A 14797-nucleotide genomic window follows, 5' to 3' on the forward strand; every position below is an offset into this window, starting at 1 on the left:
AGTTATGCTCAATATTTTGGAACAAGAAATTATTGATTGTGGAGGTATAGAAAGCTATTTATATACTCAACAAAATAAAACATTATTAAGATTTTTAACGTGTGGAAGTGTAGATGATGGAAAGAGTACTTTAATTGGTCGTTTATTACATGATACTCAACATGTTTATGATGATCAGTTATGTAACTTGTATTCAGATAATGATCAATTTGGGGTACATAAAGATAAGATAGATTTATCATTATTAGTGGATGGATTACAATTAGAACGTATGCAAGGAATTACTATAGATGTGTCGTATCGTTATTTTTCTTCAAAAAAGCGAAAGTTTATTATAGTTGATACCCCGGGCCATGAAGAATATACTAGAAATATGGTTACTGGAGCTTCTAATAGTAATTTGGCAGTTTTATTAGTTGATGCTTGTAAGGGAATACGAAAGCAAACTAAACGTCATTTGTTTATAAGTTTTTTAATGGGGATTAGAACTATTATTGTGGTAGTAAATAAGATGGATTTAGTAAATTATGATGAAAAAATATTTCAAGATATTACTATAAAATGTTTAAAGATTAATAGTTATCTATCCGAAAGTATTAATATGAAATTTATCCCAATATCCGCTTTGGATGGAGATAATGTAATACAATTATCTAAAAATATGTCATGGTATGATGGTCCTACATTGTTTAATATACTAGATGATATTAAAATTAATTTTGTTACAGATATTAATGATCAGAAATTACGATTACCAATACAGTATATAATTCGTGATCATTTCAATTTTAGAGGTTATTCTGGAACCATTGCTTCAGGTAGTCTTCATAAAGGGCAACAAATTAGAGTATTTCCATCTAATATAACGTCTTATATTAAGCAAATTTTGAATTGTGATAAAAATCAAACTAATGCTTTAACAGGAGAGGCAGTAACAATCACTTTAACAGATGATATTGATGTTAGTAAAGGAGATATATTGATTGATAGTAAAGAAAAAATAAATTTTGTAGAAAGTGTAGTGATAGATGTTATTTGGATGAAAAAGGATGCGCTAAAAAAAGGGCAATATTTTGATGTGAAAATAACTACGAAATTTTATAGAGTACAGATAAAAGATATTTATTATCAAATAGATATGCATACTTTTATTCATCAACAAAGTGATGAAATACCATACAATGGTATTGGAGTAATAGAATTATTGTTTGAAGAGCCGGTAATATTGGATGAATATTTGAAATACCCGGTTACTGGTAGTATGATTTTTATTGATATTTTGAGTAATGATACGGTTGGAGCAGGAATGGTAAAAAATTCTAAAATACATCAAGTTGATGAATTGAACAATAAAAAATATAGTGAATTCGAATTAGCTTTACATGAGTTAATTCAGTTCCATTTTCCTCATTGGAATGTTCCTGATTTGACTTAATTGAAAATAATTGAGCATATTTATAATATGATGATTAAAAATAATAATGGTTTTCGTGGTAGAAATATTAGTTGGAGTTCCTATTGTATTAATAGGAAAAATAGAGAAAAATTACATAAACATCGTGCTATAGTATTGTGGTTTACTGGATTATCAGGATCTGGTAAAACAACTTTAGCTTCTTTTTTAGAAGAAAGGTTATATCATGAAGGGATTAGTACTTATGTTTTAGATGGAGATAATATTAGATATGGGTTATGTAGTAATTTATCATTTAGTCATCAGGATAGGTATGAAAATATACGTAGGGCAGGGGAAGTAGCCTGGTTGATGTTTGATGCTGGGCTAGTTGTGTTGGTTGCGTTTATTTCTCCATGTAGTTCTGATCGAAAAATGGTACGTAATATGTTTTTTAAAAATTGTTTTTTGGAAATTTATATTGATACTCCTATTGAAGTTTGTAAAAGTAGAGATTCAAAAAATTTATATAAGCAAGTTCAAGAAGGAAAAATAAAAAATTTTACTGGTATAGATTCTCCGTATGAATCCCCCGAAAATCCAGATATTTATTTAGATGGGACAAAAACTATACAGGAATTAATTAATCAGTTATTTGACGCTGTCATTTTAAAAATTTTTGTTTAGTTTTGATAAGAATATAAAAGAATAATGTTAATATGTCTTAATGATGCATAGTGTATTTTTTATGAAAATCATAAGCAGTTTTTGATAATTCATATCAATGGTCATAAAAAATAATCAGCATGGATTTTGAGTTAAATATATAGTATTATAGTGTGATATATGTTTTATGGGTAAATCAGGTTATTTGTTGTTGGTAATATTAGTTTGGATACAATACTCGTTGTGGTTAGGTAAGAATGGCATTTTAGTTTGTATCAATATTTATAATGAAAGAAAATTATATAAATGTATGAATAATATCGATCAGATGAAGATTCGAAATAGCCAATTATTATTAGAAATTCATGATTTGCTTTATGGGTATGAGTTAATTGAAGAGCATGCGAGATATAACTTAGGTATGATTAAAAAAGATGAAATCTTTTATTGTATTAAATTTAATGATTAAGTTTTACATTGTATATCTAAACAGATAGATCTGCATAATGTATTATGCACATCTTATATAAATTGTATGTATTTAGATCATAATAATTTTCCAGATATGACTGCTATCCTGCCTGCAGCAGGAATAGGGGGGCGTATGCATAGCTTTCCACCAAAGCAGTATTGCATTATTGGTAATAAAACATTGATTGAATATTCCATCAATGTTTTATTACAGCAGTCTAATATTAAGCATTGTATTGTGGTTATTAATTGCAATGATAATTGGTTTAGTAAATTGTCTGTGTCTTATGACCCGAGAGTTAGTGTTGTAATTGGAGGAAAAACAAGAGCTGATTCTGTTATGGCTGGACTAAAACATGTTAAGAAATCAATGTGGGTGATCATACATGATGCAGTGCGGCCTTGTTTGCATTATCAAGATTTATTGCGTTTATTTAAAATTACCCAATTTTCAAAGATAGGAGGTATTTTAGCAACTCCTGTTGTTAATACGGTTAAAAAGGCTTATGTTGGCTCTAATTTTATTAGTCATACCGTAAGTCGTAATGATTTATGGCATTCTTTAACCCCGCAATTATTTAATTATAATCTCTTAAAAAAATGTCTTGAAAAAGCTTTAATAAATCAAATCATCATCTCTGATGAAGCTTCGGCGATAGAATATTGTGGATATACTTCTATTTTAGTAAGGGGGAGGTCAGATAATATAAAAATTACCTATAAAGATGATTTAAGATTAGCTAAGTTTTATTTATCTGAAATATACAGAAATAAAAATATTTTTAAAATATGATACGTATTGGTCATGGATTTGATGTGCATAGGTTTGGTGGATGTCGACCTTTAATTATAGGAGGAGTACTTGTACCTTTTGAGAAGAAGGTAGTGGCTCACTCAGATGGGGATGTAGTTATACATTCTATTATAGATGCATTATTAGGAGCGTCTTCTAATAGAGATATTGGAACGTTATTTTCAGATACTGATAGTCGATATAATAATATAAATAGCCGAATTTTATTACGTACAGTTTGGAATAAAATTTCTGATCAGGGATATTCGATAGGTAATATTGACGTTACAGTAATTTTACAGCAACCTACAATACAAAAGTACATTTCTCAAATGATTTATTATCTTTCACAAGATTTAAATTGTGTCTTGTCTGCTATTAATATAAAGGCTACTACCACAGAAGATTTAGGATATATTGGTCGATCCGAAGGTATAGCTTGTACTGCAATAGTTTTATTAAAAAAATAATTATATAAAATATATATGCATTATAGTTTATGTGAAATACGGAGTAAGATAATTGTATAGTTACTAAAAATTATCTAATTTTAATAGATTGAAAAATTGGTTAAATAATTTATAGTGTACGTTTTATATCATGGTGATATCGAAAAAATTAACATTGTAATTTTAATAATGAAACATACTAGAGTAGTATTACGGATTTTTTATTTTTACTATTATAAGATAATTAAAAATTTTAAATTTGTTTATATTTATAATCTAACATTAATTAATTAATGTTCTTTTTTATAGAAAATAATGAATGGAAATTTTATTTTTATATTTTTATATTATGTGCTAATTGTCGTTGTGATAGGAATATAGTGATTATTATAAATTTTATAGTTTGCGAAGTGTATATTAATGCTGTTAATAAAATGAATTCATTATTTTAGTGTATTGAAAACATAATAATGTATATCTTAAATTAGAATATTGTATATATATTAGGTATTTTTTTATTATTGTTACTATATATATGTAATTTTTGATCATGTTTTTTATGTATGTGTATATATAAAAAAATAGAGATTTTTAAACTTACAAAAGAGTAGGAGCCCAAGTATTTAATATGTTAGATGAGATTTTGGTAGTATATAAAATGGTAATTTTTACTTTTTTAGAAATATTATTATATTTTGGAATATATTTAAATTTAGATTTTTATATGCCATATCGTATGTATTTTAATACTGTAAAGTGTATATCTTGTATTGAACAATGGCGATTCTGTTATGCTCCCGAAAAACATAATTTTTTTCATGAATATAATAACTTAAATTATAATGTATATAAGGATTCAGTATATGTGGTAAAGGCTGGAGATACTTTATTTTATATAGCTTGGATAACTGGAAATAATTATTTAGATTTATCAAAAAAAAATAATATTAGTGATATTAATATGTTAAAAGTAGGGCAAGTTATAAAAGTGAAGCAGAATATTATAATATGGTCATTATATTGTATTAGAAATAAAATTAAAGAAAAATATATACTCCTACGAAAGACATATATAAAATTATATAAAATCAATTTTTTTAATAATATAACGAGTTGTTTTAATAAATCTGATAAAATTATATTTACTTATTACTGGGCTCGTCCAACTTTAGGGAAGATAATTAATACTTTTTCTGATTGCGAAGGAGGCAATAAAGGAATTGATATATCTGGGTTATTTAATCAACCTATTTTTGCCGCGTATTCTGGAAAAGTAATATATGTAGGTGATGTGTTAAAGGGGTATGGTAATTTAATAATTATTAAGCATGATAATGATTATTTGAGTGCTTATGCTCATAATAATAAAATTTTAGTTACTGAAAGACAACAAGTTAAAACAGGTGAACAAATTGCTACTATGGGAAACAGTGGAACAAATGAAGTGAAATTACATTTTGAAATTAGACATAAAGGAAAATCTGTTAATCCATTATTTTTAATATCTTTTACATACTAATATAATACGAGAAGTATATATATGTATATAAAGAGGGATTTTGTTTACGTATACTGGTTTAATTTGATTTATAAATAAAATCATCGTAATATTAAAGCATCATATATAAATTGTAAATTTGCGTTTGCAATATTTAGCAGTGATTACTAATATGATAATTTAATATTAGATGAAAATATAAATAGTATGAGATAGAATTTACATGTATAAAAGTATTGTAGATGTACGTCAAGAATTTTTAAATTTTTTTCATAAAAAGGAACATCAGATTATTTCTAGTAGTTCTTTAATTCCTGAGAATGATCAAACGTTATTGTTTACTAATTCTGGGATGAATCAGTTTAAAAATATTTTTTTAGGAATAGAAAAGGTATTATTTAAACGAGTTGTTACTGCGCAACGTTGTATGCGAGCTGGAGGTAAACATAATGATTTAAATAATGTGGGTTATACTGAAAGGCATTTAACATTTTTTGAGATGTTGGGAAATTTTAGTTTTGGAGATTATTTTAAAGATAGCGCTATTGAATTTGCTTGGGAATTATTAACTGATTCAAATTGGTTTGCTTTATCTAAGGATAAAATTTGGATTACTACTCATATTTGTGATAATGAGTCTTATGATATTTGGACTAAACATATTGGAATATCAAAAAAAAGGGTTATTAAGATCGGTAGTAAAAATGGACATTATTCTGATTCAGACAATTTTTGGAAAATGGGTAATATTGGCCCGTGTGGGCCTTGTTCAGAAATTTTTTATGATTTAGGTGATAAGTTTCCGGGTGTTCCTCCTAACAATGATATGACAGCATCTAGTGAAAGGTATGTTGAGATTTGGAATTTAGTATTTATGCAATTTAATCAACGGTCAAATGGAAATTTAGAATCTCTTCCTATGTTATCTGTAGATACAGGTATGGGATTAGAACGTATAACTGCGATATTACAGGGAATGTGTAGTAATTATTTGATTGATGTATTTAAAAATTTGATTATTTCTATATCTGAGGTAATGAATGTTAAAAAATCTATTGCGGATAGGTCATTGTATGTGATAGCAGATCATATTCGTGCATGTGCTTTTTTAATTAAAGATGGAATTATTCCTGATAATGAAGGACGTGGTTATGTATTACGTCGTATTATTCGCAGAGCTGTTTGTCATGGAAGAAAACTAGGAGTAAATGGTATTTTTTTTTATAAATTAGTAACACCTTTGATTAGTAGTATGAGTTATATAACTGAAATTTTATGTGATCAAGTAGATTTAATAGAAAAAATTTTATTTAATGAAGAAAAATTATTTGAAAATACTTTAAATAAGGGATTAAAGTTGTTACGAAAATCCTTAATAGAATTAAAAAACAATAAGATTTTAAGTGGTCGAGTTGCGTTTCAATTGTATTCTACTTATGGTTTTCCGTTAGATCTAACTCAAGATATTTGTCATGAATATAATATAAAAATTGATCAATTAGAGTTTGATCAAATTATGTTAAAAGAAAAAAAACAGTCAAAACAATTAAATCGATTTTGTAGAGTCTCTGGTGATATTACTATACCTATTGATATAAGTAGTATATTTGTAGGATATAAACATGTTACTTATAGAGCTAAAATTATTGCATTATTTCAAAATAATGAAGCAGTTAAAATAGTTAAATCAAACACGGAGAGTATGGTGATTCTTGACTTTACTCCTTTTTATGGAGAATCAGGAGGACAAATAGGAGATTGTGGATATTTAAGGGCAGAATCTGGAGGAGTGTTTGAGGTTAGGAATACTAAAAAATATGGAAATATTACAGTTCAGATTGGAATATTAAAAAGTGGAAAGATTAACGTAGGAGAGGAAGTTTTTGCTCAAGTTAACCCATTGAAAAGAAAATTAATTTGTTTAAATCATTCAGCTACACATTTACTACATGCAGCATTATTAGAAATTTTAGGCTCTCATGTTACTCAAAAAGGATCTTTAATAAATGATAGATGTCTACGTTTTGATTTTTCACATTATGACGCTATGACAGAAAAGCAGATAAACTCAGTAGAAAATTTTATAAATCAACAAATTTGGAGTAATTGGGTTATTACGGAAGATTTAATGCCAATAGAATCAGCTTATAATAATACTGATATTATAATGTTATCGAAAAAACAGTATAATCAAGAAGTTCGTGTTGTGCGAATAGGTAATTTTTCTAGTGAATTATGCACAGGTACTCATTCGAAGAATACTGGGAAGATAGGATTATTTGTAATTGTTAAGGAATTGGGTATTGGAGCTGGTATCAGACGTATAGAAGCAACAACTAAAGATTTAGCATTATCTATAATACAACGTAAAAGAACGTTAATTCAGAATATTATACAAATAATGCATACTGATGATGATCATTTATTAAATAAAATACATGCTTTGAAATTATTTTCTAATAAGTTAGAAAAAGAAATAAGAGTATTAAAGAATAAACAAGAAACTCAAAAGATTTTATCTTCTGCACATGAGGTTTATTATATTAAGAATGTGCCAATATTAGTAAAGCAAATTGAAAATATAGAATTAGAAACAGTATTTTATATGGTAGGTTGTATTAAGAGACATTTAAAATCTGGATTAATTGTATTGATTAATACTAGAATAAATAATTCAATTCATTTGATAGTAAGTGTAACTGAAGATCTAATTGAGCGTAATCATATCAATTCTTTGGATGTAGTGCATTATATTATGCATAATGTTGGAGGAAAAGGTGGTGGTAAATCTGATTTTGCTCAGGCTAAAATTGATAATGTAATAAATAAATCTGAATTTGTAGCTAATGTAAAATTATTGTTAAGGAATTTTTTATAAAAACTTAGAAACATAACTCAAGAGATGATTAATTATTGATGTGTGTTTCATAAAATATATATACGATGATGTATGAGAAGATATTAATAGGTATGATATACTAATAAATTTTAGTTATTTAATTTTTTCAAGGAAGGAGTAAAGAATGCTTATTCTAACTCGCCGAGTTGGTGAAACTTTAATTATTGGGGATGAAATAACAGTAACTGTGTTGGGGGTGAAAGGCAATCAAATTCGTATTGGTGTAAATGCGCCTAAAAAAATATCTATACATAGAGAAGAAATTTATCGTAAGATTCAAGATGAAAAAAATTAGATATACTGCATATAAAATGATTTTTAATGAACCGCAGCATAATATAATAATTAATAATTTTTATGTTTTTAATTAAGAGTATTTTATAGATGATGTTGTTTGTAATTTAAAATATTCATGAGTTTAATAAAACATTTATTTTTAAAGTATAAAAATATAAAATAATAGTATGTATGATTATCAAAAAATAAAAATACATAATGTCAGTGAGGTGGCCGAGAGGCTGAAGGCACTCCCCTGCTAAGGGAGTATATGAGTGTATATCGTATCGAGGGTTCGAATCCCTCCCTCACTGTGTTTATTAACATTTTATGTTGGGATATTATTTATTGTATTATATACATTCATTAATAAAAAGATTATACGCACCCGTAGCTCAAATGGATAGAGCACTCGGCTACGAACCGAGAGGTCGGAGGTTCAAATCCTCTCGGGTGTATAGTGTTTTAAGTAACGTAGAAGTTTGTTTTATGCTGCGCTATATTATAATTAATACAATGATTATTGTATTAATATAATTTGATTTAATATTATAATTGAGTAATGGTATTTTTATTATATATTTATGTGTAGGTGTTTTAAAAACAGTTCTATATTTGTTTTACAATGCATTAGTTTGTTGGAAAAAGGTTGAAATTGACGAATAGTAATTATTAATATGATAGAGATCATACAGAAAGTATATAGATAAAGAGAATGTTAATTTAGAGATATTGATTAAATATTTTGAAAAATATGTAAGTATTTATGTAGATATGATGAATCTAGTGTTGTGTAACGAAATACTTAAGTCATTTATTTTTGTGTATGAAATAAAAATTTAAAAATGTAATTGTTAGAATGTTAAGTTGTAATTGATAAAAAGGATTCGTGATACTTGATTTTACAATCAAGTAAAATTGTTTTATGAGTATAAATAAAATTGTTGTATTAGTATTAGTAGATTTGTATAAATAGTTAATGCAAATAATAGTTATTGTTATAATACGATAATTATTAATTATATTAAGGTAGGTAATAAAAAATTTTTCAATGCATTTTTGTTTTAGTCGCTATTATTTATATAGCGTTCTGTGTTTTGATATTTCATGAATGTGCACGAAATAATATATTTAATAAAAATTAAGAAATTTTATGTTATAATGAAAAGCTGATGCTCTAATATAATAAATGTTAATTATCATAGAGTATTAGGGTACTAAAAATAAGTTGCAAGTCCTACGACAAGTTTTATTATTTTTGTGAATTTTTCGTTAATCAAGTAGTATTCACGAAGGTAATTATATACTTGGGTAGTATTGTCTAACAAATATTATTTTATATATAATGGGATATTATTTAGTAATGTAATGAGAATTACATATAATTTTTTAATTTCAATAGAATTTAATGAATTAACATGAGTATATGGTTTTTTCATAATTTTTTTATATGGAGTTTTAGCGATAAATTAGGATATATCTATTATGGTGCGAATTAGGTTGGCTCGGGGTGGGATGAAAAGAAATCCATTCTATTATATAGTTGTGACTGATAGTCGAAACTCTCGGGATGGTAGTTTTATGGAACGAGTTGGGTTTTTTAATCCCTTAGGATTAAATGTATCAAAAAGAGTATTTATTAAATTAGATAGAATTCAGTATTGGATAAATCAAGGTGCTAATCCCTCAAATCGAGTGTGTGAGTTAATAAAAAAATCAAAAAGATTGTTATCAACGTGATAATGAATTGTAAATTATGTAATAATGAGCTAGCTATTTGGACTTTTTTTTAGAAAATACAGAACCTTTGGATCCTGTTATAATAGGAAAAATAGGAGGAGCGTATGGCGTTCAAGGGTGGCTGAAGATAATTTCTTTTACGGATAAAATTGAGGATATTTTTAAGTATTGTCCGTGGTTTATATTGCTGAGATCTCAATGGAAATTAATGATATTAGAGAATTGGAGAGTTATTAATAAACATTATATAGCTAAAATTTCTGACATCTCAAGCAGAGAGATTGCAATGTCATTAGCTCAATGTAATTTGATTATAGATTCTAAAAGTTTGCCTATCTTAAAGAAAGAGGGTGAATATTATTGGAAAGATATCATAGGATGTGAAGTGATTAATATTGATGGAGATTATTTAGGATATGTGATTAATATTATAGAAACTCAAGCTCACGATGTCTTAGTGATTAAACTTAATAGTCATGACGATGTTAAAATAAAAAGTTGCCTTATTCCCTTTGTTCAAAAAAAAATTATTAAATACGTTAGTATAATTAATAGGACTATTATTGTTGATTGGGGAATATATGATCGTTCAAGAGATAAAAAATAATAAACTAATATGAAGTAACTATTATGTTATTTGGAATTATTACTTTATTTCCAGAGATGTTCAATGCTGTTACTCATTATGGCGTAGTAGGTAAGTCGGTACGTAATGGTATAATTTCTGTGAAATTGTGGAATCCTAGAGAATTTTCAAGAAATTCATATAAAAAAGTGGATGATTATCCTTATGGAGGAGGGGCTGGGATGTTAATGTCAAGTCAACCTTTGAAAGAGGCTATTACTGCAGCTCAAAATACATTAGGAGAAGGTTCTAAAGTAATTTATCTTTCTCCTCAAGGAAAACGATTAAATCATAAGTATGTATGTAAATTAGCTCAGAATGAAAAAAATTTAATTTTAGTGTGCGGTCGATATCAAGGCATCGATGAAAGAATAATACAAATGAAAATTAATGAAGAATGGTCTATAGGAGATTATGTTTTAAGTGGAGGGGAATTAGCCGCTATGGTATTTATAGATACGATAGCTCGGGTTTTGCCTGGAACTTTAAATAATCAAGAATCAAAAAGATCAAATTCTTTTTTTAAAAATAGATTAAATTATCCACATTATACTCGTCCAGAGGTTTTTGAGGGAATGAGAGTGCCAGCAATATTGTTATCTGGAAATCATGGTCAAATTTCTCGTTGGAGATTAAAACAATCTTTAGGTAGAACTTGGTTAAAAAGACCGGATTTATTAAAAAAATTAAATCTTAGCAAAGAAGAGAAAATTTTGTTAACGGAATTTAAAAATGAATATCTTGTTTCATTAAGTAATGAATAAAAAAGGAATATGGTATGTATGAAGTAATAAAAAAATTTGAATTACAGCAAATAAAAAAAAATATACCTAGATTGCATCCTGGAGATATAATAGCAGTAAAATTATGGGTCGTTGAAGATGGAAACAAAAAACGTTTTCAAATATTTGAAGGAATGGTAATCTCAATTAAAAATAAAGGGTTACATTCTACTTTTACTGTAAGAAAGATTGCTAGTGGAGAAGGGGTAGAGCGAGTATTTCAAATGCATTCTCCTGTTATTAAAGATATTAAAATTAAAAAATTGGGAATAGTGCGTAAAGCTAAACTTTATTATTTACGCGACCTTCAAGGAAAATCTGCTCGAATTAAAACTCGTTAAAATTCATTTTAATTAATATTACTGGAATTGGAATTATTGATTTTCCATATGTATGAATGGAGTTATATGATGTTTTTGTAGATGTTATTTTATGTATTAATTTAAAATATTGGTTAATCGTTAATAAGGAAAGTAATTATTTTTTGACTATTTGATATAGTAAGCATAAATTGAGAAATATAGAAACCTTTAATATATAAAAAATATCATTATTATTAAGTTATTACTTGAATCAGTTTTTTATTTTTATATTATTCATATTGCAACGAAGGTTATTGATTTTTTATTTTTATATATAGATCAAGTTTTTTAAGTAGGAAAGATATTAATCTATTAATAATAATTTATTTACAATTATGAATAAAACAGCACTAACACTGGTAATATAAATAAATTATAGTATAGATATATATTATGTGATTTTTAGTATTGTAATCTCATTTGTTTTGTGTAGTGATTATAATATTTTTATACAGGTTAATAGTATGCAAAAAAATAATCAAAAAATTTTACAAAATTGTAATATGCAGTCAATAATTGCTCCTGAGCAATTAAAATTGAAATTTCCTTTAATTAAAATTAATCAGCGTAGTGTTGAGTATTCTCAAAATGTTATTAATAATATCATACATAAAAAAGACCCTCGTTTATTAGTAATATGTGGGCCTTGTTCAATCAATGATATTAATGCTGCTTTTGATTATGCAAAAAAATTGAAATGTTTATCAACAGAATTAGAAGATCAATTGTATATAGTGATGCGTGTATATTTAGAAAAACCTCGAACTATTACTGGATGGAAAGGTTTAATTAATGATCCATATATGGATGGTTCTGGTGATATAGAATCTGGATTACAAATATCTCGTCGTTTGTTATTACAATTAATAGAAATAGGATTACCTTTAGCTACTGAAATATTAAATCCAATTTTTCCGCAGTATATTGGCGAACTTTTTAGTTGGGTCTCTATAGGAGCTCGGACTACAGAATCTCAAATACACAGAGAAGTAGCTTCTGGACTGCAGTCAGCAGTAGGTTTTAAGAATAGTACTGATGGTAATATTAATCATGCTATTAATGCAATACAAGCATCAATGATCCCTCATCATTGTATTAGCATTGATCAAACAGGTCAGATATGTGTATTAAATACCGAAGGAAATATTAATAGTCATATAATTTTGAGAGGTGGAATGCATCCTAATTATTATCCAGAAAATATTATTTATTGTGAACAGAGGATAATGGAAGTAGGATTAAATCCAGTGTTAATAATTGATTGTAGTCATGGTAATTCTAAAAAAGATTATACTCAACAAGTTGATGTAGCGAAATCTATAGTTGATCAAATTAAGTTAGGTAATCGTTCTATTGTTGGATTTATGCTTGAAAGTTATTTGTATTCAGGGAATCAAATTTTAGATTTTAATAATCTTTCCTCTATGAAATATGGTGTATCTGTGACTGATGCTTGTATAAATTGGGAAAAAACTCAAGAATTATTGTATTACGTATATAGAGAACTAAAATCAATTCTTACTACCCGTTTAGTAGGAGGGCCTAAACGGAATGATAGAAAATAAACTAAATGTTTTGCGTAATGAAATAGATAAAATAGATAAAAATTTAATTGAATTATTATCTAGGCGATTATCTTTAGTTTCTCAAATAGGGAAAATAAAGAGTCGTTTTGGATTATTCATTTATTCTCCTGAAAGAGAAGAGCAACTTATGTCTTGTAGAAAGAAAGAAGCAATAAAATTAGGAATATCTCCTGATTTAGTTGAAGATGTATTACGTCGAATTATGAGGGAATCTTATTATAAGGAAAGTAAAAAAGGATTTAAAAGGTTATATTCAGATTGTCGTCCTGTTGTTATAATTGGTGGTAAAGGTCGAATGGGACAGTTTTTTGCAAAAATGTTAACTTTATCGGGATATCAGGTTAAAATATTAGATCAAGATGATTGGATAAACGCAAAGTCTATATTAATTAACGTAGGAGTAGTGTTTATTAGTGTTCCAATACATTTAATGACTAAAGTAGTTAATACATTACCCCCCTTACCTGATGATTGTGTCATTATAGATTTGTCTTCTATAAAAACAATATCTTTAAAAACTATTTTAAATATTCATAGTGGACCAGTTTTAGGATTGCATCCTATGTTTTCTCCAGATAATGAAAATATGATAAAGCAAGCTATAATCTGTTGTGAGGGTCGTTATCCAGAATCATATCAGTGGGTTCTGAAACAATTACAATTATGGGGAGCAAAATTGTATTATTGTACCTCCATGGAACACGATAAATATATGAGTTTTATTCAAAGTTTGTGTCATTTAATAACTTTTGCCGATGGGTATCATTTATTTAAAGAAAACGTTGATTTAGATAAGATGATATCTTTTTCCTCTCCAATATTTAAATTAAAATTAATCACAATAGGTAGATTATTTCATCAAGATCCACAATTATATGCAAACATAATTATGGAATCTCACGATAATCTTATTTTAATTAAACGTTATTATAAAAGATTAGGAACAATGTTAATGTGGTTAGAACGAAATGATAAAATAGAGTTCATAGTAAGATTTAATAAAATTAAAAATTGGTTGGGAGTGCATGCTGATGCGTTTTTTAAAGATAGTTGCAAACTACTACAATTAATTACTGATATGAAAAAATGATATTATATAAAACAAAATAATTGTCAAATTGTCAACGATATGATTATTAATATTGATTTTATAGAGTATAATTTTATTCAAATGGGTGAAAGAATTATAATAATTTTTATTTTTCTTTGAAATTTATATTAACAAATGATTGGTAATCGTTAATTGTATGACATTCA

The 14797-nt window shown here is 26.7% G+C and carries 14 protein-coding genes and 2 tRNA genes; all 16 read left to right on the forward strand.

Features of this window, described 5'->3' with window-relative positions; genetic code table 11:
- The first annotated feature begins 4 nt into the window (after nucleotides 1-4).
- The 16 genes from cysN to tyrA all read left to right on the forward strand — a co-directional run bounded on the left by cysN (nucleotide 5) and on the right by tyrA (nucleotide 14630).
- Nucleotides 5-1435: a sulfate adenylyltransferase subunit CysN gene (gene cysN, locus BVAF_RS00805; protein WP_013516496.1), complete on the forward strand. Its 1431-nt coding sequence runs from the start codon at nucleotides 5-7 to the stop codon at nucleotides 1433-1435.
- A gap of 27 nt (nucleotides 1436-1462) precedes the next feature.
- On the forward strand, nucleotides 1463-2080 hold the full coding sequence (gene cysC, locus BVAF_RS00810) for an adenylyl-sulfate kinase (protein WP_013516497.1): 618 nt from the start codon (nucleotides 1463-1465) through the stop codon (nucleotides 2078-2080).
- A gap of 166 nt (nucleotides 2081-2246) precedes the next feature.
- Nucleotides 2247-2528: a septum formation initiator family protein gene (locus BVAF_RS00815; RefSeq protein WP_013516498.1), complete on the forward strand. Its 282-nt coding sequence runs from the start codon at nucleotides 2247-2249 to the stop codon at nucleotides 2526-2528.
- A 66-nt stretch (nucleotides 2529-2594) separates the two neighbouring features.
- Nucleotides 2595-3323, forward strand: coding sequence for a 2-C-methyl-D-erythritol 4-phosphate cytidylyltransferase (gene ispD, locus BVAF_RS00820; RefSeq protein ID WP_013516499.1), 729 nt, complete (start codon nucleotides 2595-2597; stop codon nucleotides 3321-3323).
- Nucleotides 3320-3793 carry a 2-C-methyl-D-erythritol 2,4-cyclodiphosphate synthase gene (ispF, locus tag BVAF_RS00825; RefSeq protein ID WP_013516500.1) on the forward strand — a complete coding sequence of 158 codons (474 nt, stop codon included), beginning with the start codon at nucleotides 3320-3322 and terminating at the stop codon, nucleotides 3791-3793. Before ispD ends, ispF begins: the two co-directional genes overlap by 4 nt.
- A 607-nt stretch (nucleotides 3794-4400) precedes the next feature.
- Nucleotides 4401-5291, forward strand: coding sequence for a peptidoglycan DD-metalloendopeptidase family protein (locus BVAF_RS00830; RefSeq protein ID WP_013516501.1), 891 nt, complete (start codon nucleotides 4401-4403; stop codon nucleotides 5289-5291).
- 202 nt (nucleotides 5292-5493) lie between these two features.
- Entirely contained in the window at nucleotides 5494-8148 is a 2655-nt protein-coding gene (gene alaS, locus BVAF_RS00835) for an alanine--tRNA ligase (RefSeq protein WP_013516502.1), read from the forward strand.
- A gap of 145 nt (nucleotides 8149-8293) precedes the next feature.
- Nucleotides 8294-8464, forward strand: a complete 171-nt coding sequence (csrA, locus tag BVAF_RS00840) for a carbon storage regulator CsrA (protein WP_013516503.1) — start codon at nucleotides 8294-8296, stop codon at nucleotides 8462-8464.
- Nucleotides 8465-8669: 205 nt separating this feature from the next.
- Nucleotides 8670-8759 (forward strand) — tRNA-Ser (locus tag BVAF_RS00845).
- A 70-nt stretch (nucleotides 8760-8829) separates the two neighbouring features.
- Nucleotides 8830-8903, forward strand: a tRNA-Arg gene (locus BVAF_RS00850).
- 1027 nt (nucleotides 8904-9930) lie between these two features.
- Entirely contained in the window at nucleotides 9931-10185 is a 255-nt protein-coding gene (gene rpsP, locus BVAF_RS00855; RefSeq protein ID WP_013516504.1) for a 30S ribosomal protein S16, read from the forward strand.
- 37 nt (nucleotides 10186-10222) lie between these two features.
- Nucleotides 10223-10792 carry a ribosome maturation factor RimM gene (rimM, locus tag BVAF_RS00860; protein WP_013516505.1) on the forward strand — a complete coding sequence of 190 codons (570 nt, stop codon included), beginning with the start codon at nucleotides 10223-10225 and terminating at the stop codon, nucleotides 10790-10792.
- Between the two features lie 23 nt (nucleotides 10793-10815).
- The gene (gene trmD, locus BVAF_RS00865; protein WP_013516506.1) at nucleotides 10816-11574 is read left to right on the forward strand and encodes a tRNA (guanosine(37)-N1)-methyltransferase TrmD; all 759 of its coding nucleotides are present in this window, start codon (nucleotides 10816-10818) and stop codon (nucleotides 11572-11574) included.
- A gap of 14 nt (nucleotides 11575-11588) precedes the next feature.
- Nucleotides 11589-11933, forward strand: a complete 345-nt coding sequence (rplS, locus tag BVAF_RS00870) for a 50S ribosomal protein L19 (RefSeq protein ID WP_013516507.1) — start codon at nucleotides 11589-11591, stop codon at nucleotides 11931-11933.
- A gap of 485 nt (nucleotides 11934-12418) precedes the next feature.
- On the forward strand, nucleotides 12419-13519 hold the full coding sequence (locus BVAF_RS00875) for a 3-deoxy-7-phosphoheptulonate synthase (protein WP_013516508.1): 1101 nt from the start codon (nucleotides 12419-12421) through the stop codon (nucleotides 13517-13519).
- On the forward strand, nucleotides 13509-14630 hold the full coding sequence (gene tyrA / locus BVAF_RS00880; protein ID WP_148259519.1) for a bifunctional chorismate mutase/prephenate dehydrogenase: 1122 nt from the start codon (nucleotides 13509-13511) through the stop codon (nucleotides 14628-14630). Before BVAF_RS00875 ends, tyrA begins: the two co-directional genes overlap by 11 nt.
- The last annotated feature ends 167 nt before the right edge of the window (nucleotides 14631-14797 follow it).

The organism is Candidatus Blochmanniella vafra str. BVAF (assembly GCF_000185985.2).
Taxonomy (GTDB): domain Bacteria; phylum Pseudomonadota; class Gammaproteobacteria; order Enterobacterales; family Enterobacteriaceae; genus Blochmanniella; species Blochmanniella vafra.

Coding starts and splice junctions, on each gene's coding strand:
- cysN (WP_013516496.1), top strand. CDS start 5: ATGCTCAATATTTTGGAACAAGAAATTATTGATTGTGGAGGTATAGAA.
- cysC (WP_013516497.1), top strand. CDS start 1,463: ATGATGATTAAAAATAATAATGGTTTTCGTGGTAGAAATATTAGTTGG.
- BVAF_RS00815 (WP_013516498.1), top strand. CDS start 2,247: ATGGGTAAATCAGGTTATTTGTTGTTGGTAATATTAGTTTGGATACAA.
- ispD (WP_013516499.1), top strand. CDS start 2,595: ATGTATTTAGATCATAATAATTTTCCAGATATGACTGCTATCCTGCCT.
- ispF (WP_013516500.1), top strand. CDS start 3,320: ATGATACGTATTGGTCATGGATTTGATGTGCATAGGTTTGGTGGATGT.
- BVAF_RS00830 (WP_013516501.1), top strand. CDS start 4,401: ATGTTAGATGAGATTTTGGTAGTATATAAAATGGTAATTTTTACTTTT.
- alaS (WP_013516502.1), top strand. CDS start 5,494: ATGTATAAAAGTATTGTAGATGTACGTCAAGAATTTTTAAATTTTTTT.
- csrA (WP_013516503.1), top strand. CDS start 8,294: ATGCTTATTCTAACTCGCCGAGTTGGTGAAACTTTAATTATTGGGGAT.
- rpsP (WP_013516504.1), top strand. CDS start 9,931: ATGGTGCGAATTAGGTTGGCTCGGGGTGGGATGAAAAGAAATCCATTC.
- trmD (WP_013516506.1), top strand. CDS start 10,816: ATGTTATTTGGAATTATTACTTTATTTCCAGAGATGTTCAATGCTGTT.
- rplS (WP_013516507.1), top strand. CDS start 11,589: ATGTATGAAGTAATAAAAAAATTTGAATTACAGCAAATAAAAAAAAAT.
- BVAF_RS00875 (WP_013516508.1), top strand. CDS start 12,419: ATGCAAAAAAATAATCAAAAAATTTTACAAAATTGTAATATGCAGTCA.